This is a genomic window from Rubritalea marina DSM 17716 (genome assembly GCF_000378105.1).
GTDB lineage: Bacteria > Verrucomicrobiota > Verrucomicrobiia > Verrucomicrobiales > Akkermansiaceae > Rubritalea > Rubritalea marina.
Map to the genome: position 1 here is coordinate 275,661 of NZ_KB899248.1, position 22,713 is coordinate 298,373.

19 protein-coding genes are annotated in these 22,713 nt (G+C 54.1%); 10 read left to right on the forward strand and 9 right to left on the reverse strand.

Features of this window, described 5'->3' with window-relative positions; all coding sequences use genetic code 11:
• The first annotated feature begins 4 nt into the window (after positions 1-4).
• The 7 genes from F454_RS15485 to gcvP all read left to right on the forward strand — a co-directional run bounded on the left by F454_RS15485 (position 5) and on the right by gcvP (position 10,504).
• The gene (locus tag F454_RS15485; protein ID WP_018969056.1) at positions 5-1,600 is read left to right on the forward strand and encodes an ABC transporter permease subunit; all 1,596 of its coding nucleotides are present in this window, start codon (positions 5-7) and stop codon (positions 1,598-1,600) included.
• Complete coding sequence (locus F454_RS13925) at positions 1,597-3,777, forward strand: extracellular solute-binding protein (RefSeq protein WP_018969057.1); 2,181 nt, start codon at positions 1,597-1,599, stop codon at positions 3,775-3,777. The genes F454_RS15485 and F454_RS13925 overlap by 4 nt, the downstream gene beginning before the upstream one ends.
• A complete protein-coding gene (locus F454_RS0102585; protein WP_018969058.1) occupies positions 3,770-4,765 on the forward strand; it encodes an ABC transporter ATP-binding protein in 996 nt (331 codons plus the stop codon). The genes F454_RS13925 and F454_RS0102585 overlap by 8 nt, the downstream gene beginning before the upstream one ends.
• Positions 4,766-4,767: 2 nt before the next feature.
• Positions 4,768-5,775, forward strand: a complete 1,008-nt coding sequence (locus tag F454_RS0102590) for an ABC transporter ATP-binding protein (RefSeq protein WP_026292656.1) — start codon at positions 4,768-4,770, stop codon at positions 5,773-5,775.
• 193 nt (positions 5,776-5,968) lie between these two features.
• The gene (gene gcvT, locus F454_RS0102595) at positions 5,969-7,057 is read left to right on the forward strand and encodes a glycine cleavage system aminomethyltransferase GcvT (protein WP_018969060.1); all 1,089 of its coding nucleotides are present in this window, start codon (positions 5,969-5,971) and stop codon (positions 7,055-7,057) included.
• Between the two features lie 116 nt (positions 7,058-7,173).
• The gene (gene gcvH, locus F454_RS0102600) at positions 7,174-7,554 is read left to right on the forward strand and encodes a glycine cleavage system protein GcvH (RefSeq protein ID WP_018969061.1); all 381 of its coding nucleotides are present in this window, start codon (positions 7,174-7,176) and stop codon (positions 7,552-7,554) included.
• Positions 7,555-7,660: 106 nt separating this feature from the next.
• Positions 7,661-10,504 carry an aminomethyl-transferring glycine dehydrogenase gene (gene gcvP / locus F454_RS0102605; protein ID WP_018969062.1) on the forward strand — a complete coding sequence of 948 codons (2,844 nt, stop codon included), beginning with the start codon at positions 7,661-7,663 and terminating at the stop codon, positions 10,502-10,504.
• A 90-nt stretch (positions 10,505-10,594) separates the two neighbouring features.
• Here the strand turns inward: gcvP and F454_RS0102610 are convergent, their stop codons facing one another.
• The 8 genes from F454_RS0102610 to F454_RS0102645 form a co-directional block, all read right to left on the reverse strand.
• A complete protein-coding gene (locus F454_RS0102610) occupies positions 10,595-11,281 on the reverse strand; it encodes a PEP-CTERM sorting domain-containing protein (RefSeq protein WP_169334303.1) in 687 nt (228 codons plus the stop codon).
• A gap of 242 nt (positions 11,282-11,523) precedes the next feature.
• Positions 11,524-12,225, reverse strand: a complete 702-nt coding sequence (locus F454_RS0102615; protein ID WP_083912862.1) for a PEP-CTERM sorting domain-containing protein — start codon at positions 12,223-12,225, stop codon at positions 11,524-11,526.
• A 250-nt stretch (positions 12,226-12,475) separates the two neighbouring features.
• Positions 12,476-13,186, reverse strand: a complete 711-nt coding sequence (locus F454_RS0102620; RefSeq protein WP_018969065.1) for a hypothetical protein — start codon at positions 13,184-13,186, stop codon at positions 12,476-12,478.
• A gap of 201 nt (positions 13,187-13,387) precedes the next feature.
• The gene (locus tag F454_RS0102625) at positions 13,388-14,188 is read right to left on the reverse strand and encodes a hypothetical protein (protein ID WP_018969066.1); all 801 of its coding nucleotides are present in this window, start codon (positions 14,186-14,188) and stop codon (positions 13,388-13,390) included.
• A gap of 25 nt (positions 14,189-14,213) precedes the next feature.
• The gene (locus F454_RS0102630) at positions 14,214-14,936 is read right to left on the reverse strand and encodes a hypothetical protein (protein WP_033367176.1); all 723 of its coding nucleotides are present in this window, start codon (positions 14,934-14,936) and stop codon (positions 14,214-14,216) included.
• Positions 14,937-15,058: 122 nt separating this feature from the next.
• Positions 15,059-15,730 carry a metallophosphoesterase family protein gene (locus tag F454_RS0102635; protein WP_018969068.1) on the reverse strand — a complete coding sequence of 224 codons (672 nt, stop codon included), beginning with the start codon at positions 15,728-15,730 and terminating at the stop codon, positions 15,059-15,061.
• 26 nt (positions 15,731-15,756) lie between these two features.
• Positions 15,757-17,130 carry an L-seryl-tRNA(Sec) selenium transferase gene (gene selA / locus F454_RS0102640; RefSeq protein ID WP_018969069.1) on the reverse strand — a complete coding sequence of 458 codons (1,374 nt, stop codon included), beginning with the start codon at positions 17,128-17,130 and terminating at the stop codon, positions 15,757-15,759.
• Between the two features lie 20 nt (positions 17,131-17,150).
• Positions 17,151-17,957 (reverse strand): hypothetical protein, encoded by an 807-nt coding sequence (locus F454_RS0102645; protein ID WP_018969070.1) that lies wholly within the window; start codon positions 17,955-17,957, stop codon positions 17,151-17,153.
• A gap of 253 nt (positions 17,958-18,210) precedes the next feature.
• Between F454_RS0102645 and F454_RS0102650 the strand changes: the two genes are divergently transcribed.
• From F454_RS0102650 to F454_RS0102660, 3 genes are all read left to right on the forward strand, one after another.
• Complete coding sequence (locus tag F454_RS0102650; RefSeq protein WP_018969071.1) at positions 18,211-20,922, forward strand: helicase-related protein; 2,712 nt, start codon at positions 18,211-18,213, stop codon at positions 20,920-20,922.
• A gap of 79 nt (positions 20,923-21,001) precedes the next feature.
• Positions 21,002-21,676 carry a DUF1573 domain-containing protein gene (locus tag F454_RS0102655; RefSeq protein ID WP_026292658.1) on the forward strand — a complete coding sequence of 225 codons (675 nt, stop codon included), beginning with the start codon at positions 21,002-21,004 and terminating at the stop codon, positions 21,674-21,676.
• Positions 21,676-22,146, forward strand: a complete 471-nt coding sequence (locus tag F454_RS0102660; protein WP_018969073.1) for a rhodanese-like domain-containing protein — start codon at positions 21,676-21,678, stop codon at positions 22,144-22,146. Before F454_RS0102655 ends, F454_RS0102660 begins: the two co-directional genes overlap by 1 nt.
• A gap of 15 nt (positions 22,147-22,161) precedes the next feature.
• Here the strand turns inward: F454_RS0102660 and F454_RS0102665 are convergent, their stop codons facing one another.
• Positions 22,162-22,407: a hypothetical protein gene (locus tag F454_RS0102665; protein WP_018969074.1), complete on the reverse strand. Its 246-nt coding sequence runs from the start codon at positions 22,405-22,407 to the stop codon at positions 22,162-22,164.
• Between the last annotated feature and the right edge of the window lie 306 nt (positions 22,408-22,713).

Below are 22,713 nucleotides of genomic sequence, written 5' to 3' on the forward strand. Positions count from 1 at the left end.
AGGGATGTTGAGGCAATTTGGAATAGCGGCTTTGGCTGCGTCGGTGATTGGCAGTGTGGGGGAGATGCTTGCGCTGCAGCTGCCGACCCTGCGTTGGCCGTTCAACACGGCGCGCGAGATGCCCATGCTTTCTGCTGAGGCGCCGGGGCTGCCTGACTTTTTGTTGGTGGACGGGCATTTTCTGTGGTTTGGCTGGGTGTTTTACGTGGTGTTGGCGGTGTTGGGTTTGTGTTTGATGCGCCGCTATCCAGCGGGCGCAGTGATGCCTCCGCTGACGCAGCGACGCTGGGAGCGATTTAGGTCGGTGCGTCGTGGCTATTGGTCATTGATTGTGTTGCTAGGGATCATGTTGATCGCGGGGCTGGATCAGGCGGTGGTGGGCAAGCGCCCTTTGGTGGCGCAGTACGAGGGAGCCTGGAGTTTTCCAGCCTTTGAACGGCGGATTTACACGGGTGCCGACTTTGGTGTGGAGGGCGATCGTGCGGCGGCTGAGGCTGACTACCGGGCGCTGCGAAAGCGTTTTGAAGGGAGCAACAACTGGCTCTTGATGCCGCTGGTGCCCTTCGATTCTACTGGGGATACGGTGACGCATAACATGGTGGATCTGGAGCTGCGCGATGGCAGGCTGATGGGGCCTCACGGGGGGCGTTACGATGGCTTGGCCTCGTTTGTGTACGCGGGGGATGCGAGCCGCGAGCATGTGCGCTTTCGCTACCGCGACGGGCTACGACAAGGGGAGGCCGAGGGGCGTGACCCCGAGGGCAAGCGTTGTTTTTCCGGGAACTATGTGGATGGCGAGCTGGTGCGCTACGAACTGGACTATGGGGATGCTGGGCTGGAGGCGTTCATGGCGCTGAGCGACCAACAATTTCGCAAGATTTACTACAACCCGGCGCCGCCCTTGGCAGCTGCGGGGCACTACCTAGGGACCAACTCGAGTGGCAATGACATTGTGGCGTACCTGTATGGTGGGCTGCAGGTGAATATCAAGGCGGTATTGATATACGTGCCGATCGTCTATGTGATTGGGGTGACGGTTGGTTTGTTGATGGGGCTGTACGGCGGGAGTTTTGATTTGTTGGTGCAGCGATTGATCGAGGTGTTTTCGAACATTCCCTTTCTGTTTGTGGTGATTATTTTCAGCAGCATGGTGCCGGTGAAAATGAAGGGGCTAGGCATTATTTTGTTCATCTTGGTGTTGTTTGGCTGGATGGGGATGACGAGTCTGATGCGCACGGCGGCGCTGAAGGAAAAAGCGCGTGATTATGTGGCGGCGGCGCGGGTGTCGGGGGCGTCGACATGGCGTGTGGTGTTCGTGCACATCCTGCCGAACACGGTATCGATCTTGGTGACCTTGATTCCGTTCAGTGTTTCGGGGATTGTGTTGTCACTGACCTCACTGGATTATTTAGGATTTGGATTGCCCGAGAGTTATGCGACTTGGGGGCGCTTGTTGAATGACGGACTGACGAAGCTATCGTCGCCATGGATTGTGAGCTCGGCGTTCGTGACCTTGGTGCTGACTTTGGTGTTGGTGACCTTTGTCGGTGAGGCGGTGCGTGAAGCCTATGACCCTAAGAAATTTACCTTGTACAAATGATGAGAGCGATGAGCAATGCGATGGATGGTGTCACTGCACGGCTGCGAGGCTGGTGCTCACGCGTCGTGCTCGTGCTGGTGGCGCTGGGCTCGGTGGCATTGGTCGGGTGTCAGCGGGATGAGGCGGATGCATCCGCTTACACGCTCGGCTTTGAGGACTGGATGCCACGCTACAATCAATACATTGAAGAATGGCTGGTGGAGCAGGTGACGCAGTCAGAGCAACGCAAGCAAGCGCTGCAACAGGAACTGAACGACGCCAGCGATGACGCGGTGCAGACTAGGCTGCAGGGCGAGCTTGAGTCGGTGGAGCGCGAGCTGGCGAAACTTGAGTTTCGCCAGGAGATTGGTGAATACTTCTCGGTGAAGTCTGAGGCTGATCTGCCGCAGGGGCTGGACTGGCAAGATGGCAAGGGGGTGCCCGAGATGGGGGATCCGCGGGCGATCAAAGGTGGCACGCTGAACCGTGACATCCGCAGTTTTCCGGCGACGGTGCGACGCTTTGGCAAGAATGCGAACCATTCATTTCGCGGCGAGCTCTACGACAACATTGGCATGGGGCTGGTTGGGCGTCACCCGATCACCGAAGAGTTTTTTGGTATCTTGGCGGAGTCCTGGGCGATCTCTGAGGACGGGCGCACGGTGTACTACAAGCTGCGCAAGGAAGCGACCTACTCTGACGGTGTGCCGGTGGTGGCTCGCGATTACCTGGTGTTTTCCTACCTGCGTCTATCGGACAATGTGAAGGCGCCTTTCTTTAAGAGCTACCTGCGCGAGCAATATGCAAATTTCACAAGCTACGGGGATCACGCCTTGTCGGTGACCTTGCCTGAGGCGAAGCCGTTGATGCCTTTGTTTGCCTCGGTGTCGCCGGCGCCTTCGCATTTCTACCAGGAATACGGTCCAGACTTTGTGCAGCGCTATCAATGGCGGGTGGAGCCTACGACGGGCGCTTACACGGTGCGCGAGGGTGACATTCAAAAGGGACGTTCGATCAAGCTGAGCCGGGTGAAGGACTGGTGGGCGAAGGATCTCCCGCAGCTGAAGTATGGCTACAACGTCGATTACATCATCTATCATGTGATTCAGGATGACTCCAAATCCTTTGAGTTGTTTCGAGTCGGGAAGTTGGATTACTACCCGGTTTCGCAGCCTGAGCTGTGGTATGAGAAGACTGAGATTGAGCCGGTATTTCAGGGGTACATCGAGAAGGCGACGTTTTATAACATCTACCCGCGCGTGCCTCGGGGGTTCTACCTGAATGTGATCAAGGCGCCACTGGACGACCTGGATGTGCGTGTTGGCTTTGCCTATGCGATGCATGTGCAGAAGGTGATCGATGCCTTGTTTCGCGGGGATTACGATCGACTGGAGAGCTTTAGCGAAGGGTATGGGAGCTTTACCAATGACGCGATCCGAGCGCGTAGGTTTTCGATCGGCAAGGCGCGCGAGCACTTTGCGCAGGCGGGCTACACCACGGCGGGGAGCGATGGCATTCTGCGCAATGCGGCGGGTGAGCGGCTGGAGATTGAGGTGACATTCCCGAATGTGGCATTCTTGCCCAAGATGATGGCGATCTTTAGAGAAGAGGCGCACAAGTGTGGCTTGGATTTGGTCTTGGATGGTCAGGAGGCCACGCTGTCGTACAAGAAGACGATGGAGAAGCTGCATATGGTGAACTTTGGTGGTTGGGGGGTGACCCCGCCCTTCCCGCGCTACCACCAATTTTTTCACTCGAGCAATGCCTTTGGTGACGATGGTAAGCCACGGGCGCAGACGAATAATTTGAATAGCTATGCAGACCCACGCATGGATCATGTGAGCATGACGGTGCGCAATGCCCGCACGGAGGATGAGCTGCGTGAGGCCGCGCTAGAGGCGCAGCAGATTGTGCACGACGAGGTCTTGTTTGTGCCGACCTATGTGAGCCCCTACCGTCGCGTCGCCTACTGGCGATGGCTGCAGTGGCCGAACTCCGAGTGGATGGAATTTGCAGACCCGAAGACCTATGACCCGCTGGAGTCGTACTATTATTGGATCGACGACTCGGTGAAACAAGAGACGCTGAAGGCGAAGCGCACGGGGCAGGTGTTCCCTGAGCAAATCCATGTCTTTGATCGCTACCGCAATGGGATTGTGCGCGATGAAGCTGCTAGAGAGGAAGGTGCCGATGAGTGATTTGAACAAGGACGCGATCCTGGAAGTGCGGGATTTGGCGGTGGAATTTGAGAGCCCCCAGGGATGGGTGCGTGCGGTGGATGGCGTGAGCCTGAGTGTGGCACCTGGCAAGACACTTGGAATCGTGGGCGAATCCGGCTGTGGCAAGTCGGTGACGGCGATGTCGGTGGTGGATCTTCTACCCAAGCCGATGGGCCGCGTGGCCCAGGGCGAGGTGGTGTTCAAGGGGCGCGACCTACGCGGCCTGAGCAATAAAGAACTCTACAAGGTGCGCGGTGCGGAGGTGAGCTACATTTTCCAAGAGCCAATGACCGCGCTGAACCCGGTGCACAAAATCGGTAAGCAAATTTCTGAGGTGCTCCTACTACACACCAAGATGACCAAGGCGGAGGCCTGGGACGCTTCGGTTGAGATGTTAGGATCTGTTGGGATTCCCGCACCTGAGCAACGTGCCAATGAATACCCGCACCAATTGTCAGGTGGGATGCGGCAGCGTGTGGTGATCGCGATGGCGTTGGTTGCCCAGCCGGATTTGTTGATTGCGGATGAGCCGACGACCGCATTGGACGTGACGGTGCAGGCGGAGATTCTGGATTTGATCAAGTCCTTGCAGGCTGAGCACGGGATGGCGGTGATCATGATCACCCACGATCTAGGGGTGATTGCCGAGACCTGTGATGAGGTGGTGGTGATGTATGCGGGGCGCGTGGTGGAACGTGGCGCGGTGCGCGATCTATTTAAGGAGCCTAGACATGCCTACACCAAGGCTTTGCTGGCATCGATTCCGAGTTTGGACCATCCAGGGAAGTCGGTGCTGCCAACGATCCCCGGGACCGTGGCGGCGATTGATGATTTTGTGAGTGGTTGTCGATTCTGTCAGCGACTCGGCCGTGAGAACCAGAGCCCTGAGCGTCCTCCGATGGTGGAGCTAAGTGCTGGGCACTGGGTTGAGGATTGTCCACAGTGCCACGAGAAGGGAAGTGAGTGACCATGTCTAAATTGCTAGAAGTTGAGAATTTGAAGATGCACTTTCCCGTGAAGGGTGGGGTGCTGATGCGCCAGCGCGGGCTGGTGAAGGCGGTGGATGGCGTGAGCTTCTTCATCCGTCCCGGCGAGACCTTGGGCTTGGTGGGGGAATCAGGCTGCGGCAAGAGCACGCTGGGTAAAGCGATTGTGAGGCTCTACGACCCGAGCGCTGGCAAGGTGGTGTTTGACGGGCAGGATATTACCAAGTTGGGGCAAGGTTCGCTGCGGCCGCTGCGCCAGGGATTTCAGATGATGTTTCAGGATCCTGCAGAGTCGCTGAACTCGCGTTTTTCGGTAGCTCAGGTGATTCGTGAGCCATTAGATATTCAGAAGCTGGGTTCGGTGGCGGATCGCGATGCTAAGGTGCGCGAGCTGGTAGAAGCGGTGGGGCTGCCAGCGTCATCGGTGGATAAGTACCCGAGCGAGCTCTCTGGCGGGCAACGCCAACGTGTGGGCGTGGCGCGTGCGATTGCGCTGAACCCACGCTTGATCGTGTTGGACGAGCCGGTGTCGGCATTGGATGTCTCGGTGCAGAGCCAGGTGCTCAACCTGCTAGTCGAGCTTCAGGAAAAGTTAGATCTAGCGTATCTCTTCATTGCGCACGATTTGGCGGTGGTGAAGCATATCTCGGACCGTGTGGCCGTGATGTATTTGGGTAAGATTGTGGAGGTCGCAAGTTCTGAGGAAATTTACAAGAATCCGAAGCATGCGTACACCAAGGCCTTGCTCTCGGCGATTCCTCAGACGGACCCTGAGCGCCAAGGGCAGCGGATCAAGTTAGAGGGCGAGGTGCCATCGCCGATTGACCCGCCAGCGGGCTCGGCATTTGGTCACCGGATCAAGCATCCACGCTACGAGGAGACCATTGGCATGGATCTGGCCTTGGTGGAGATCGCACCCGACCATTGGGTGGCTGCGGATCCATGTTGTCTGAGTGAGGAGGATTGGGAGAAGGCCCAAGAATTGATGTAGTCGTAGCACGATTACGTCGTCAGTGGCGATGGGCATAGCAGCCCCGTCAAAGAGGATCACATCGCCTTTGGCGATGGTTGTGATTGCTGTCTTGTGATGTTGGCATGCGATCACTCGCTTTACCCATTAGCGTGCTGCGTCATCTGCTGTCTTCAGATTGACATCTGCTGCGAGGGTACGCATATTCTGCTATATGTCAGAAACTAGTTTGCAGCACTCTCCGTTAGAGGCATCACATCAAGCTTTGGGGGCGAAAATGGTGCCCTTTGCGGGGTGGAATATGCCGGTGCAATATAGCAGCATCATGGATGAGCACCTGGCGGTGCGCGAGGCTGCTGGGGTCTTTGATATCTCGCACATGGGACAGGTGTTCGTGCGTGGTGCTGGGGCTGAACAATGGCTCAATGGCATGCTTAGTAATGATGTGGAGGCGCTTGCTGTGGGGCAGGCCCAGTATACTTTTCTGCTGAATGAGGCGGGTGGTGTGATCGATGATTTGATCCTGTATCGGGTGGCGGAAGGCGATGTGTTTTTGGTGGTGAATGCCTCGAAGCTTGAGGAAGATATGGAGTGGTTGCAGAGGCATTTGAAGCCGGGTTTGACCCTGAGTGATGAGAGTGAGTCGTGGGCTGGCATGGCGGTGCAGGGGCCGGAGAGCTCCGCCCTCTACTACAAGGTGCTGGGCGAGCGCAGATTGCCTGAACGCAATGGGATTGAGTCCTGGGGGGAGTCGTCAGGCAAGGTGATGGTGTGCCGTACAGGCTACACTGGAGAGGATGGGTTTGAGTTATTTTGCCCTGCTAGTGAGGGGGAGGCGTTGTTCCAGAGATTCATTGATGCGGGGGCAAAGCCATGTGGCTTGGGGGCTCGGGATACCTTGCGTCTGGAGCTGTGCTATCCCTTGAATGGCAATGATTTGAATCAGGAACGCAGCCCCTTGCAGGCGGGGCTTGGGTTCTTCTGCGCCTTGGAAACAGATTTTATTGGGGTGGAAGTGCTGCGGCAACAGAAGGCGCTGGGGCTCGATAAACGGCTCGTGGCGCTACAGTATGTGGGCAAGGGACCACCCCCGCGAGCCCAGTACTCAGTCCACACTCAGGAGGGCGAGCAGCTCGGTGTGCTGAGTAGTGGGGCGATGTCTCCCACGCTGAAGCAGGGGATCGCGATGGCCTACCTGCCGGCCAAGTACGGTGCGCCGGGCACGCTAGTGGATGTGGATGTGCGCGGCCGACGGTATCCCGCAGAAGTCGTGAAAAAACCGTTCTATCGGCCGCAGTCATAGGGCATAGTCTCCGCGCGTTGCATTTGGTGAAAACAATGATTCTCAACATGTGTTAGGTCTGCTAACTTGCTAGTGCTGAGTACCACTCATGCCCTAACATATTCTAATTGATTACTATGAGTATCCCTGACAAATTTCGTTACACCTCTGACCATGAATGGGTTCATCTGGAAGATGGAGTGGCCACGGTTGGCATCACCCACCATGCCCAAGATGAGCTTACCGACATCGTATTTGTCGAGCTGCCTGAGCTGGCACGGGATTGTGCTGAAGGTGACCCGGTGGCTGTGGTCGAGTCGGTGAAGGCTGCCTCAGACATTTACGCGCCTCTCGCTGGGGAAATTGTGGAGGTGAATGAAGAGCTGGAGGCGGACCCCGCACTAGTGAATACGGACCCGCATGGTGCTGGCTGGATCTTTAAGATCAAGCTTAGTGATGTTAGTGCCTACGATGGCCTGATGGATGCTAGTGGCTATGCTGAGCTGACAAGCGCTTAGGCTGCCTGGGCTAGGGGCCTGCTCCACCAAGTGATGGATGCCATGTTGAGGCATGGGATCGTGGGTGGTGCTTTTATCTGCTAGAGCAAGATTACAACAAACGAATATGTCTGAATTGAACGACTTTTGTAGCCGCCATGTCGGGGTGCACGACGAGACCCGTCAGGAGATGATTGAGGCGCTGGGCTACGAGCGCATTGTGGAGTTGATCGAGGATGCAGTTCCTGCGGAAATCAGGGATGATCGGCAGATGCATTTGCCGGCCGCGATGAGTGAGACGGATGCGCTGGACTTGTTGAAGATGTTGATGGCTCAAAATGAGCTGGTGAAGCCGATGATCGGGCAGGGATACTATGGCACCAAGGTACCAGCTGTGATTCAACGGAATGTTTTAGAAAATCCAGGGTGGTACACGGCGTACACGCCATATCAGGCGGAGATTGCCCAAGGGAGGCTCGAGGCTTTGTTTCATTTTCAGTCGATGGTGACGGAGTTGACCGGCTTAGATATTGCGAATTCATCCTTGCTTGACGAGGCGACTGCGGCGGCTGAGGCCGTGGCTCTTGCTCGGTCCTCAAAACCACGAGGCACCACGGTGTTTGTGTCAGACAAGGTCTTTGTGCAGACGATTGATGTGGTGAAAAACCGCTGCGAGCCACTGGGTATTGAAGTGTTGGTGGGGGACTGGAAGAGTGTGGATCCCAGCGCGATCGATGGCTTGATCGCGACCTTGGTGCAGTACCCGGATGCGGATGGTAGCGTGGAGGATTACGCTGCCTTTCATCAACAAGTGCATGCGGCGAAGGCCAAGGCGATCGTGGCGGCTGACATTCTTGCTCTTACGGTGCTGACTCCACCGGGGGAGTTTGGTGCGGATATCGCGGTGGGGAGCACCCAGCGCTTTGGCGTGCCACTCGGTTTTGGTGGGCCACACGCCGCATACATTGCCTGTACAGACGCTCTGAAGCGTAAGCTCCCAGGCAGGGTGGTCGGGCTCTCGGTGGACGCGCAAGGGAAGAAGGCTTACCGCCTTGCCATGCAGACACGCGAGCAACACATTCGCCGCGACAAAGCGACTTCTAATATCTGCACCGCGCAGGTTTTACTGGCGGTGATGGCATCGATGTATGCGATCTATCACGGCCCGAATGGCCTGCGCAATATTGCCTATAATGTGCATTACATGACATTGGTGTTTGCGAGTTCGGTTGCTGCTCATGGGTATCGATTGGTGAATGAGAGCTTTTTTGACACGCTAACGCTTGAGGCACCTGGGCAGGCAGAGGATTTGGTGGAGCAGGCATTGGCGGCTGGATTTAACTTGCGACGGATGGGGCCGGATTGCTTGGGATTGAGTTTTGATGAGTGCACGAGCAAGGATGATGTGATGGGGCTATTAGCGATCTTTGGCGTCGATGAGCCAGTGATGCCGCCTGAAGAAGCTCTAGCGTGGGATGAAGTGTGTGAGCGCCGCAGTGATTTCTGCACTGATCCAGTCTTTCATTGTTACCATTCGGAGACTGAGATGCTGCGTTTTTTGGCGCGTTTGGAGAAGCGTGACTTGGCCTTGAACGAGTCCATGATTCCCTTGGGGTCCTGCACGATGAAGTTGAATGCGAGTGCCGAGATGATGCCATTGACCTGGCCAGAAGTGGCGGACATGCATCCATTCGCTCCGGAGGATCAAACCCATGGGTACCTGGACATGTTGGACAGCCTATCGGAATGGCTGGCTGAGATCACTGGCTTTGCAGCAGTTTCGCTGCAGCCGAATGCTGGTTCGCAAGGTGAGTATGCTGGGCTTTTGGCGATCCGCCGCTACCATCAATCCCGCGGCGACGCGCAGCGTTTGGATTGTTTGATTCCTACCTCGGCGCACGGTACCAATCCAGCATCTGCGGTGATGGCTGGCTTCAAGGTGGTGCCTGTGGCTTGTGATGAAGAGGGCAACATCGATGTGGCTGATTTGAAGGCGAAGGCGGAAGCTTCTGGTGCAATGTTAGCTTGTTTGATGGTGACCTATCCATCGACGCATGGCGTGTATGAGGCGACGATTAAAGATATTTGTGAGACGATCCACTCGCTGGGGGGGCAGGTGTATATGGATGGCGCGAATATGAATGCGCAAGTCGGCTTGACGAGTCCGGGTACGATTGGGGCGGACGTTTGCCACCTCAACCTGCATAAGACTTTTTGTATCCCGCACGGTGGTGGCGGGCCTGGCGTGGGTCCGATAGGTGTGGCTGAGCAACTGGTGCCATTCCTACCTGGTCATCACCGGATGGAGCCGCGCGATGGGGCGGTGTGTGCCGCGGCATATGGCTCTGCTTCGATCAATGTGATTTCCTGGATGTACATTGTGATGATGGGGGCTGAGGGGCTCAGTGAAGCAAGCAAGATCGCGATTCTGAATGCGAATTATATGGCACTACGCCTGCGCGAGCATTTCCCTATCTTGTACACTGGGAATCGTGGATTGGTGGCGCACGAGTGCATCATCGACATTCGGCCCTTGAGCGAGGCTGCTGGTATCAGCGTGGAAGATGTGGCCAAGCGACTGATTGATTATGGATTTCACGCGCCTACGATGTCATGGCCGGTGGCTGGCACCTTGATGATTGAGCCTACAGAGTCAGAGTCCAAACGGGAGATTGATCGATTCTGTGATGCGTTGATTTCGATTCATGGTGAGATTCAGGAGATCATTCAGGGCCAAGCAGATGCCGAGGATAACGTGCTCAAGCACGCACCGCATACTGCCGAGCTTGTGAGCTCTGATGCTTGGCCTTATCGCTACTCACGTGAGAAGGCAGCGTATCCGATGGCGGCGCTGCGCGAGCATAAGTTCTGGCCTCATGTGGGGCGCATCGACAATGTGTACGGCGACCGCAACTTGGTTTGCTCCTGTGTTGGGATGGAGGCATTTGCCGCCAGCCAGAGTGGGGAGTAGCGAGGATCGCGCAACAAAAAAGCCACTCAGGAATGTGTATTCCCGAGTGGCTTCACCCATTTACCCCTGACTTGCAGGAAGAATTATTACTTAGCGCTTGCGGCGCACGAGGAAGGTTAGACCTCCAAGTCCGAGAAGTGCGGTAGCTGTTGGTTCTGGCACGGCAGCAGTGGTGACGGTAAGTTGTGCGTCTGTAGAGCCAGCTGTCCAACCTCCTGATGCGTTACCATAAATGTAGCCATCATTTGCTGTGGCTGTGTATGGGCGGGTGGAATCTGAGCCACCGCGTAGACCAAGGAAAACGTAGTCGCCTTCGGACCAGTTAGTTTGAAGGTAGGAGACTAGAGCTGCCTGGCCACCCGCATCGAGGCTTTTAGCACCTGCGGATCCGCCAGCGAATCCTGTCATGATGCTGGTACCAGTTGCTTCATAGTCACTGGCTACGATGTCTGATGTGGAAGAGGTGCGGATGACCACGAGGTCTACCAAGTTAAAGGTAGGTGAGAAGTTGGTCTGGGTGACTGAAAAGTCTGCGTCTGTGATGCTAGCGCCAGTCCCAGCGCCATTCATTTGGAATGCGATGACTGGGTGAAAGTCAACGGTTCCATTGCTGCCCAAGAAGAGGAAAGTATCAATGGTGGTGTCGCCAGTGCCGCTTCGATCAGTATCATCTGTGCGAGCTGCGTTCACATCATCGAGGTTGAGAGTCGCTGCCTGAATATGCCCAATCAATGCGATCATTGGGATGACTGCTAGGATGCATCTTTTTAATTTCATGTAGTGTTTGGAGTTGTTAGTTGTATTACAGCTTCTCGCTGCGCCCTCAATATGCACAGTGTCCATAATTACTCAAGTAAATACACTACTGTTGATTTCTTTTTAATATAGGGTGTTTGACTGATTCTGGGGGGCGCTGCAGCTCGCTAGAGCGAGAAGCAGCGAACAAAAAGCCACTCAGGAATATCCAATCCCGAGTGGCTTCACCTATTAACCCCTACCTTGCAGGGTAAAATGACTGCTTAGCGCTTGCGGCGCACGAGGAAGGCAACGCCAGCGAGTCCGAGGAGTGCGGTGGAGCTAGGCTCCGGCACCGCTGTGACTTCGAGCGCGACGTTGATAAAGTTGTAGCCGTTGGTTCCTGATCCGTTTCCTGGGTCAACATAAGTAGGGTCTGCGTAGCTTGTGGAGCCATTCTTTCGCAGGATAAAGTAAACGTAGTCGTCTTCTGACCAATTGTTTTGGAGGTAGGTGAGCATGGTAGACTCCGCTGAGGCGTCCAAAGATTTTGCTCCATTCACCCCGTCGCCAAAGTTTGACATGATCATCGTGCCAGTGGCGTGGAATTGGCTCCCGTCGAAGGTCACGGTTGTGTTTGTGCCGAGTGCAACCAATTCGACATTGGTGAACTGTGGTGCATCACCTGCACCGATCGAGCTCGCGAACATGTCTGAGGTGAAAGCTACATCGGTGATGTCGGATCCATTGCTGGCTCCCGTCATTTGGAAAGCATATGCTTGGTGGAAAGACCACTCTGTGGTTGCTCCGCCAAGTGCGTCGTAGCGACCAACGAAACTACCGCTACCATTCACAAAGTCACCAAGACCATCTTGGTCGAGGTCGAAGATGTTAGAGTTGGTCATACTAAGAATAGTTGCAGATTGGCTTGCGCTGCAAAGTCCGAATAGTACGGCGCCGATGGTGCTAATTGATTGTTTATTCATGTAGTGATTGGAGTTATTTGTTGTGATAATGAGGAATGGAATGTCCTCGTATCACTCTGGTAACTAAATGAATATGAGAGATCAATTAAAATTGGATATTCTTAAGTTGGAGTAAACTTGCCATAATTAGCTCTACATGAATGAGTTATGGTTATTGTTGTGAATAATGTGAGATTAGTTGGTACGATTGAGTGTGTTTAGATCTCAATGTGCACAAGCCTACTTGTGTAGATCGAGTGTTAAAGTGTTACTATTGAGTGTGAATCTTCAAATTTGAGATTTTGAGTAACACGGGGTCATCGATCTCTGAACTTGTGGGAGCGATGTCAGAGCTGGTGGTGACACTGAGTGTGGCGTCGCAGGATTTGGGTCCCCACTGGATGCTAGAGTTGCCGTAGGTGTATCCATTGAGCTCGGCGGGATCGAAGAATGGGGGCTTCTTGGCAGTGCTTCTGAGAGTGAAGAACAGGTATGAGCCTTCGTGCCAATGTTGGTTGAGATAGGAGGCGAGTGTTTGATTGGCGCGGGAATCGGTGACGCGTAAGCCTACAGGCGTGCCATTGGCTCCTGCAAAGTAAGGCATGATGATGGTGCCCTCGCTATGGAAGTCACTCGCTATGACTTCGATGCTGGGGGATGTGCGCAGCGCAATGAGATCGACTTGTTTGAATGTGGCAGGCCCAACGTTGCCTTGTTGGGTGATGCTGAAACTGGCATCAGCGATCCCATCACCGTTAGTTTTACCTAGCATTTGGAAGACAAAGACAGGGTGGTAGTCTACAGACATCTGGGCATTGCCAATGAAGAGGTAGTTGTTTGCGACGATGTCGCCTTGGCCGTCTCTATTGAGGTCTTCAGTGCGTAAGGCGCTGACGTCTTCTAGCTGGATCTGCTCGGCGAGTAATGGCTGAAGGCATGCAGGGAGTAGGCAGCAAGTAGCCAAAATTGGTTTAAGGTTCATGATTTGTAGTGTGTTGTTTGTTTGATATGTGCCGGGTGAACACATTAATCAGAGCTAAAGAAAAACCTGCGATAAGTCGATGGAAAATGCTAGACCCCGCTGTTAGTCTGGTTGTAACCACGCTGACTGAGGCTACTCATGAAGGATGGAAGTCAGCAGAATTTTTTCTCATCAGGCGATGGCCCAGAGCTTTGGGCTTACTCAGTGTTTGGAATGAATGGTCATGCCACCCAGCTTGAGTAGTGAGTGGGTCTTGCTGGATTCTTCCAATGCTTTTGTGGGTGCAGGCGCGCTGGGAGTGGGAGCGGGCGTTATCGGCTGCGTGGTGGGGGCGGGCTGGGCATGACTGAGGGAGTTTGAGGACTCAGGGTTGATGTAGATGCTGAGCTGTGCTCCACAAGAATTGGGTGTCCAACCGTTGGTAGAGTTGCCGTAGCCATAGGCGTTTAGCTTGTCGTTGGCGTATGGGCGAACGGCGTCTGTACCGCCGCGCAAGGTGAAAAAGATGTATTTCCCTTCTTCCCAATGTTGGTGGAGGTAGCGTGTTAGGGCTGCTTGTCCCGGGGTGCTAGTCACGCGCGAGCCTTTGGCGGTGAAGTTGATGAAGCCGGCAAAATGCTTCATGATGAGCGAGCCTTCGAGCTCGTAGTCGGAGGGCAGCACCTCTGGGGAGTCTGAAGTTCTCAGCGCGAATAAATCGACTTGCTTGAACTGCGGGGGACCATGTTGGTCGACCTGGTTCACGTAGAGCTGCGCTGTCTGTATCGATGATGGTGCCTTGGTTCCCGTCATTTGAAAGACGATGACTGGGTGGAAATCAATGGGAGTCTTGGCATTGCCAAGAACGAGAAAGGATGAAATGACTCGGTCGCCAATGCCGTCGCGATTGATGTCATCGACACGGTCTGCATTCACATCGTCCAAGGTGATTTTTGAGGCTCCTAGTAGCGGGCTAAAACATAGAAGGGCGAGGGCGGTGAGCCCAGGTCTGAGTAAATTCATGAAGACGGTAGATGGCGTTGGATTACTATTGGCGTTTTGAGTGTATGGTCATGCCAGCTGCTTTGAGCAGCACGTGGGTAGTGGCATTTTTTTTGGGCTTGTGTTGGGGGTTTGTGGTGATTGAGATGCGAGCATCTGTAGAATGTTCATTCCAAATTTCATCGACATTGCCGAATCCATAACCATTGGCGATGGTGTTGTCGTATGGTAATTGGATGCCACTGCCGCCGCGGAGCGTGAGGAAGAGGTAGGCGCCTTCTTTCCAGTGGCGTTGGAGGAAGCGCGTCATGGCATTGCTGCCGGCTTTATCCATTGTTTTGAGCTCCACTCCGGCTCCCTTTTCGCCAGCGAAGCCTTTCATGATGGGGGTGCCAGTGCTGTGGTAGTCGCTGAGCAGGACGGCATGGTGGTCGGAGACTCTCAGGGCGATGAGGTCAACTTCAGGGAACTTGGCTGGGCCGAAGTTACCGGTTTGGGTGACGGCGAAATTGGCCTCGCTTATGGCTGCGCCGGAGCCGGCGCCCTTCATTTGAAAGACAAAAATGGGGTGGAAATCCATCGGGGTTTTGGCATTCCCGAGGAAGAGGTAACTAGGAATAATTCTATCGCCTCGGCCGTCACGATTGGTGTCTTCGACGCGGGTGGCTGAGACGTCATCAAGAGTGATCGGCGCAGCCATGATACTGGTAGCACTGAGGATGCTGCACAGAAGTATGATGTGTCGAGTGATGGACGTTTCGGTAGCCATAAGGAAGCGATTTCGATGCTCGCGCATCTAGCATAAGGGTGGCTAGCGTAACGACTTCTTTTGTCCGCGTCTATTCGTTTTTCTCAGATGAATTGAGGAGGCGAGCGGGGTGGGTGACGGGCTTACCTGGCCATGATGTCGTCGAGATGTCGCTGGTGATGCTCGCCCTCAGCATTGACTTGGTAGATCAATTGGCTGTCTGAGTCGAAGCCGCTGAGGTACCCGCCGTCAAAGACATTGGTGTCGATGCAGAGGATGCCGGGTTTCCAGTGTGGCATGCCACTGAGTTGGCGGGTGTGGCCGCAGATGACTTTTTTACCGGAGTAATGTGGGAGCGCTTCATTGAGGCGAAGGTTCATCAAGATCTGTGCTTGTTGGTCGACCATTGGGAGATCTGGGTGCACCCCACCGTGGACGCAGATCCAATCATCCATTTCGTAGTAGAGCATGCATTCCTCGAGGAATTGCCAGTGAGTATCGGGCACGTGGTCGAGACTACCACCATAGGAGTCGAGGGTCTCGGCGCCGCCGACGCGTTCATCCATCCAGAAGTCATAGACATTGTCATAGTAGCGCGCATCGAGCATGAATTTGTCATGGTTGCCTTTGAGGGTGACCATGTTGAAGCGTTCCTGTAGCTCAATCAGGCGTTGGATCACGCCCTTGCTATCGCGACCACGGTCAATGTAGTCACCGAGCGTGATGATGGTATCGCCATCCTCCAAAGGGGCGAATTCTAATAGGGCATCGAATTGGTCGATGCAGCCGTGGATGTCACCAATGATGAGAGCCATGTTCTGGGAGTGTTGCTGTTATCCAGCTACAAGATGTCCTTGATTCTCTGAATGACAAGTGGATCTTGCCAATCGAAGATCGAGCGTAGGTCGAGGTGCAGTTGCTTGTCCTGGATGTAACCAACGACGGCTGGGTCGCCGGTGCGGAGTTGTTTTGCTAGTTGGTTGGTCGAGATCTCAGCTGCTTGGATCTGGATTGCTAGGGAAGGGATTTGCGAGCGCGGCATGGTACCGCCGCCGGTGGTGGCCATTGATTCGACCACTCGGCACTGTGCTTTACAAGAATAGAGGGACTGGATCCAATGCGCTGCGCGTTGTTGTAATTGTTCAGTGCTGAGAGCGAGGGCCTTGATGTTGGGGATGTCGGTTTCTGTGGGCTTGGCTTGGGTGCGAAGGTATTCATCGATACATTCTTGGAGTACCGTGAGGATGAGCTTGTCGCAGCGCACGGCGCGGAAGAATGGTTCTTTTTTCACACCAGCTACGAGGTCTGCGCGGCCGGCAATGATGCCTGACTGAGGCCCACCTAGAAGTTTGTCGCCTGAGAAGCAAATGAGGTCGGCTCCATTCTTTAGGGTCTCTTGGGGGGTGGGCTCGTGATCGATCGGGGCGAGTTGGTCGGTGTCCATGATGGCTCCTGAGCCTAGGTCCTCGACCAACGGGATCTGCTGCGCTCGGCAAAGCTCTGCAATTTCGGCCATTTCTGGTTCGGCGGTGAAGCCTTCGATATAGAAGTTTGAGCGATGCACCTTGAGTACCAGAGCGGTGCGTGGGGTGATGGCGCGCGCGTAATCTTCGAGGTGGGTCTTGTTGGTAGCGCCAACCTCCACCAGCTTGGCGCCTGAGGTTTCTAGGATTTCTGGGACACGGAAGCCACCTCCGATTTCTACGAGTTCGGAGCGCGAGACAATGACTTCATTGCGCTCTGGGCTGCATAGGTGGCGGAGGATCAAGACCAGTGCTGCGGCGCAGTTGTTGACGGCTGTGGCGGCTTCTGATTGCACCAAGCAAGCTAGGGCGGTTTCGAGGTAGCCGGCGCGTTTGCCTCGGGTTCCGTCGATGAGGTTGAATTCCAGATTGGAGTATCCGGTGGCGATGGATTCGAGTGCCGAGGCGGCCGACTTGCCGAGTGGGGAGCGGCCAAGGTTGGTGTGAATGAGAACCCCCGTGCCATTGATGACGGGCTGGAGACGTGAACGACTGAAGGCCGTGAGCTTCTTGGAGATGTCTGCTTCTATGGTTTCGCGGTCGGCGGATTCGCCCTCGAGCATGCGCTCGCGCCAAGCATGCACCTCCTTGCGGATGAAGGCGATGATGAGTGGTTTGGGCAATGCGACGGTGGCCTCGAGTGAGTGGGCCAGTGGTTCAATGGGAGGAATGGCTTTGAGTGCGGCAGACATGGTGGCTATGTGGCGGAGGCTTAGGGTTTTGGAAGGTGCTCGTCGCAGTAGTCATTGCCATCGGCGGCGACTCGGAATTCACGCTCTGGGTGGCTCACATCGGTGGCACCACAGACGTGGCAACGGTGGAAGGCTTCATCGCTGGATTCCTTGAATTGGCGTGCAAACTTGCGCTTACGCATGCTCGAGCTCGCGCCTTGCTTGCTGCGTTGGACGAGGAAGTAGGTGGTCACCGCTACAAAATTCCCCAGACAGCCTAGAGCGTGGAGCAGCAGCAGGGGTGATGAGAGCTTGCTGAGCAGCATCATTGCTCCGGTGATGGCCGCGATGATCCATATCGGGCAGGGGATCACGAGGAAGAGGTTGATGGTGAATTTGGGGTAGTAGAGAGCAAAGGCGAAAAGAATCGATGCTGCCAAATAGACTCCAGTGAAGCCGAACTGGGCATTGAAGAGCCAGACGTAGAGTAGGTTGAATGCTAGTGTGCAGAGGTAGCCCCCAAAGATGTAGAGATTGGTTCGGAAGCTGCCCCATTGAGCTTCTAGAGCATCGCTGAATGAAAATAGCAGCATGGTGCCAAAGAATAGAAAGAGCAGTGTGAAACCATTGAAACTACCAACTTGGGGGGCAAAGATGAAGGTGATCAGACGCCAGTACTCGCCCTCCGCAATCTTGACAAAGTTGAAGTCCAAAGCCGCGTTGAAATTCGGGCGCAAGGCCGATGCTAGGAACACGCCAACAAACAGAATCGCTAGGTAGCGGATCAGCCCAGGGATCGCCCATTGGCTCCAATTTCTCTCAAGTCGATTCAGAAAGGATTCTATCATATCGTTCCCATCTAAGGTGCTAGATGCGAGTCTGAGCGCAAGTATTTATTCCTCGGTGGTGTGGAATTGCCCGTGATTTTTCTTCCGAGTCGAATTCTTTCGCTCAAGCTAACAGATGGCTGGTGGGTGTAGGAGTATGGTCTGGAATGCATTGCGTGGATGGCGTGTTGTGATTTGTTAGTAATTGTCTGGGAACGATTGAATAAATAGTTGCATGCTTGTGTATCGAAGTTAGGTTGCGCTCCCGCAAATTATGGAAGGTGTATCAATTGTAGCAGGTCAGCGATGGGTGAGTGATTCTGAGCCTGAGCTCGGATTGGGGATGATGCTGAAGGTGGAGCATGCCACCTTGGAAATTTTATTTCCTGCAGCTGAGGAGACGCGATGCTATGCCATTGAATCGGCGCCTTTACGGCGTGTTCTGTTCAAGAAGGGGGACTACATCACCACCCACGAAGGTGAGGAATATCAAGTGCTGGGGAGCACGGACCAAGGGGGATTGGTGACATACCAGTGTGAAGGTGAGGTGGAGGTGGCCGAGGCGATGCTTTCGGACCACACAGGGTTTAGCAAGCCGCAGGATCGATTGTTTGGTGCCCAGATAGATGAGAATTCTGTATTCCGTTTGAGGGCTGAGGCCTTGTACCGCCAGCATGAGTTGCGTAAAAGCCCGATTAGAGGGTTGGTAGGAGGTCGTACCGATCTGTTGCCTCACCAGATTTCGATTGTTAGCGAGGTCTCCAAGCGACTCATGCCACGGGTGTTATTGGCTGATGAAGTGGGCTTGGGTAAGACGATTGAGGCCTGCATGATCATGCATCGTCTGCATCTGACTGGGCGTGCGGACCGGGTCTTGATTTTGCTGCCCGAGCCATTGATCAATCAATGGTTTGTGGAGTTGCTGCGTCGCTTTAACATGCTCTTCAGTTTGTTTGATGAGGAACGTTGTGCGGCGATTCAGGAAAATGATCCTGAAGCGAATCCGTTTCTCGATAGCCAATTGGTGATCACCAGTGTGGAATTTTTAGCCTACAACGAAACGCGCGCTAGTCAGGCTCGCGAAGCTGGCTGGGACCTCTGCATTGTTGATGAAGCACACCACCTTGAGTGGAGTCCAGAGGAAATGAGCTGGGAGTACGCCTTGGTGGAATCCTTTGCGTGGATTGTTGATTCCTTGCTGTTGCTCACCGCGACACCTCAGCAGTTAGGCATGGTGGGTCACTTCGCTCGACTTAGGTTGCTCGATCCAGAGAGGTTTTGCGATCTAGAGGTATTCCTAACAGAGTCGGAGCACTATGGGGAGGTGGCTCAATTGATCGAGAAAATCGAGTCTGGGGCGCCGATCGAGGCCAGCGAGCTCAGCACTTATTCCGAGCAGATCCAGTCGATCGCCAAGAGTGGGGATAAGAAGTTGCTGACGGACGCACTGGTGGATAGCTTTGGCACCGGGCGTGTGATGTTCCGCAACACCCGAGAGAACTTGCAAGGTTTCCCAGAACGCGTGGCGCATCTGGAGCCAATCGAAGGGGACGATTACCAGGACAAAGTTGCGTGGTTGGTTGACCTCATCGAATCCCATGCTGAGCAGAAAATCTTGTTGATTTGTGAAAGTAAAGAATGGTTGGACGCCATTTCAGAGTCTTTGTTAGAACGGGTGCAAATCAACATTGCACAGTTTCACGAAGAGCTGACTTTGAATCAACGCGACCGCAATGCGGCATACTTTGCTGAAGCCGGTGGTGCTCAGTTGTTATTATGTTCTGAGATTGGCAGTGAGGGGCGCAACTTCCAGTTTGCTCAGCATTTAGTATTATTTGATTTGCCGGGTGATCCGGAGTTGTTGGAGCAACGGATTGGCCGTCTGGATCGCATCGGCCAGACCGCGACGATTCATATTCATGTGCCGTATTTGGAGGCATCGGCTGAGCGCGCATGGGCGAGATGGTACCACGAAGGATTGGGAGCCTTTGAATCGAATGTGCACGGTGTGACCGAGGTGTTTCACGAGGTGTATGAAGCGTTATGCGCGGTGGCTGAATCTGGTGATGACGAGGCACTTGAGGCATTGTTGGAAGTGACCAAGCAGAAAAAGGTGGCGGTTGGCGAGAAGCTTGCAGGTGGATACGATAAGTTGTTGGAGCACAATTCCTACCGTCCTGAGCAAGCCGCTGGTGTCATTGATGCCATCGCCCGGGCGGATGAAGATGAGCATTTTGAAGACTTTGTGCTTCGCATGTTAGATGAATTGGGTGTGGAGCTTGAGGAGTTAGAGGAACGCAATTATTTATTGAAGCAAGGTAAGGTCAGCAGCGAGGCATTCCCGGATCTACCGGATGAGGGGATGAGTGTGACTTTTGACCGAACCACGGCATTGAGTCGCGAGGAATTGCAGTTGCTGAGCATGGATCATCCGATCGTTCGCGCATGCTTTGATTGTCTGCTCGGTACCGAGATGGGCAACTCGGCATTTGGCGTGTGGGAGGCTCCAGGTGAGAAGAAAATTATTTTGGAGTCGTACTATGTGGTGGAATCAGTGGCTCCGAGCAGCCTGCATGTCGACCGTTTCTTGCCGGTGACTCCTGTGCGTGTGGCGGTTGATCACGAAGGCAAAGACCTGTCGCAAGACAAGGCACTGGCGCAGGCTAAACTGCGCAAGGGTGGGGTGCGTAAGCTACTGGATAAGTCGGTGGTGAAGACGACCTTGTTGCCCAAGATGATCGATCACATGGAAGCTCTCGCAAAGGTAGAAATGAAGTCAGTAATCACTAAGGCGAAGCGCGCGATGCGCAAGCAAATGAAACAAGAAATCGAGCGCCTGAACGAGCTTTCAGAGCACAATCCGATGATCGGAGAGGCGGAGGTTTCTGCTCTTGAAGAGCATCGAGACGCTCTCGAGGAAGCTATCGTGAGTGCGCGCCTGCGACCCGATGCCATACGCATGGTTTGGAAAGAAACTGCGATTTAAATCATGCTGCTGTGTGCGCTTTTGCTGGCATTGTGCTGCAGAGATGGCATGAATGGTGAGTATGAGATTGGTTGCCACAATGCTAGTGCTGAGCGCTGCGATAGCGAGCGCTTCGTTGACCTTTGAGTCACAGAAGCAAGACTTGCATGTTCCGGCTGAAAAGAAGGAGATGGAAGTGCTCTTTCCTTTCAAGAACGAGAGTGGTGAGCGCGTCGCCATCGTTGAGTACGATGCTCCGTGCACGTGCATGACAGCGGCTTTGAAAGGGGGGCGCAAGCTGAAGACCGGGAGCGTCGGGTTTCTCGATGGAGAGACAGGAGTCATTCGGGGGAAATTTGAGTTGGGGAATTTGAAGGGCTCGGTGACCAAGAAAATCGTGCTCAAGACTCGCAGCGAGAGCGGTGAGGAAGATTCCCTAAGTCTCGAATCAACATTTCACATCCCTTACTTGATCGCAGCCTTTCCCAATGCCTTGTCGTGGCACCTTGGTGATGCTCCAGAGCCCAAAGTGATTCAGATATTGGTCGATCATGATGAACCGATTCAAATCAGCAAGGTATCGAGTTCTTCAAACCAGATTAGCCATGTACTCGAGACGGTGAAGCCCGGCTACGAATACCGGCTAACAGTCACTCCCAAGAGCACAGATGAATTCCTTTTTGCGGCACTGCGTATCATCACGGATAGTCAGAACCCTCGCTACAAGTCGCTTTCGACATTCATCACCATCAAATCGCAGCAAGCTAATCAGTGATGCTCACTTTCATCAAACAATCATCAGTTCTACTGGGAATCACCTTGTTACTTGCTGGACTACTGTATCTCTTCACGGGTCCGGTGGATCGGCGTGTGGCTTGTGATCAAGCAGCACTTGCCGCTGACCACCTATGCTTGGCCACCGTGCTCGAAGAATACCGTGGGAATGTGCTTTGGGTGGATGCTCGCGATAAGAAGTCGTATGAGCGTAAGCATATGCCGGGGGCCATTTTAGTGCCAGAAACGGATGCTGAGAATGCGCTAACACAACCAGAAGTGATGCAGCAGATCGGCATGTCTGGGGTTGAGGGGCAGGCCTTGGTGATCTACTGTGGCTCAGATGCCTGCGGTAGCAGCAAGCATGTGGCAGAGAAAATTCGCTCCACTGGATTCCATTCCAAGGTATTCATCCTACACGGTGGCTGGAAAGCCATCGATGGTAGCGGGATCTTGGCCCAGAAACAATAGCTTATTGAGCCAAGGCTACTTCGATAGTATAACCTTGCTATAGGTGGTCATGTGGTCAGCGGCGATCGCCATACCAGCGTCTTCAAAGAGGATCATATCGCAAGCGGCGATTGACATACCAGCCCCGCCAAAGGCGCAGCCGCATGGCGGGGATTGGGGTATGGAATATGGAGCTTGGTTGAAGGCCAAGTACATCTTGGCGGTCCTCCCACGTTGTTGGCCTGCAGCCAACGGTTGAATTCTAACGTGAGACCCAGGCATGCGGGGGCGTTGCCCCTATGCCTGGGCTTGTGTATTGGAAAGTATGCTAACATTCGCTCGGAAAGCAGATTGGCAAGATCATCCCTGGGCTAGATCCGTCATCAACTACGAGATCGCATATCAGCATGATTTGCCTTTCTGCCTTCCTCGCTTTTTTCGAATAGTTGCAAGAAGCATTTACCAAGTAAATAGCTCGTACACAAGCCTGATTGATAGAGTGAGGATCCTTCCAATTGATTCAAAAAATCACTAAAATGGAACAGATTAAATACCAATTAGAAGTCGGAGTAGATGTGGCAAAAAATT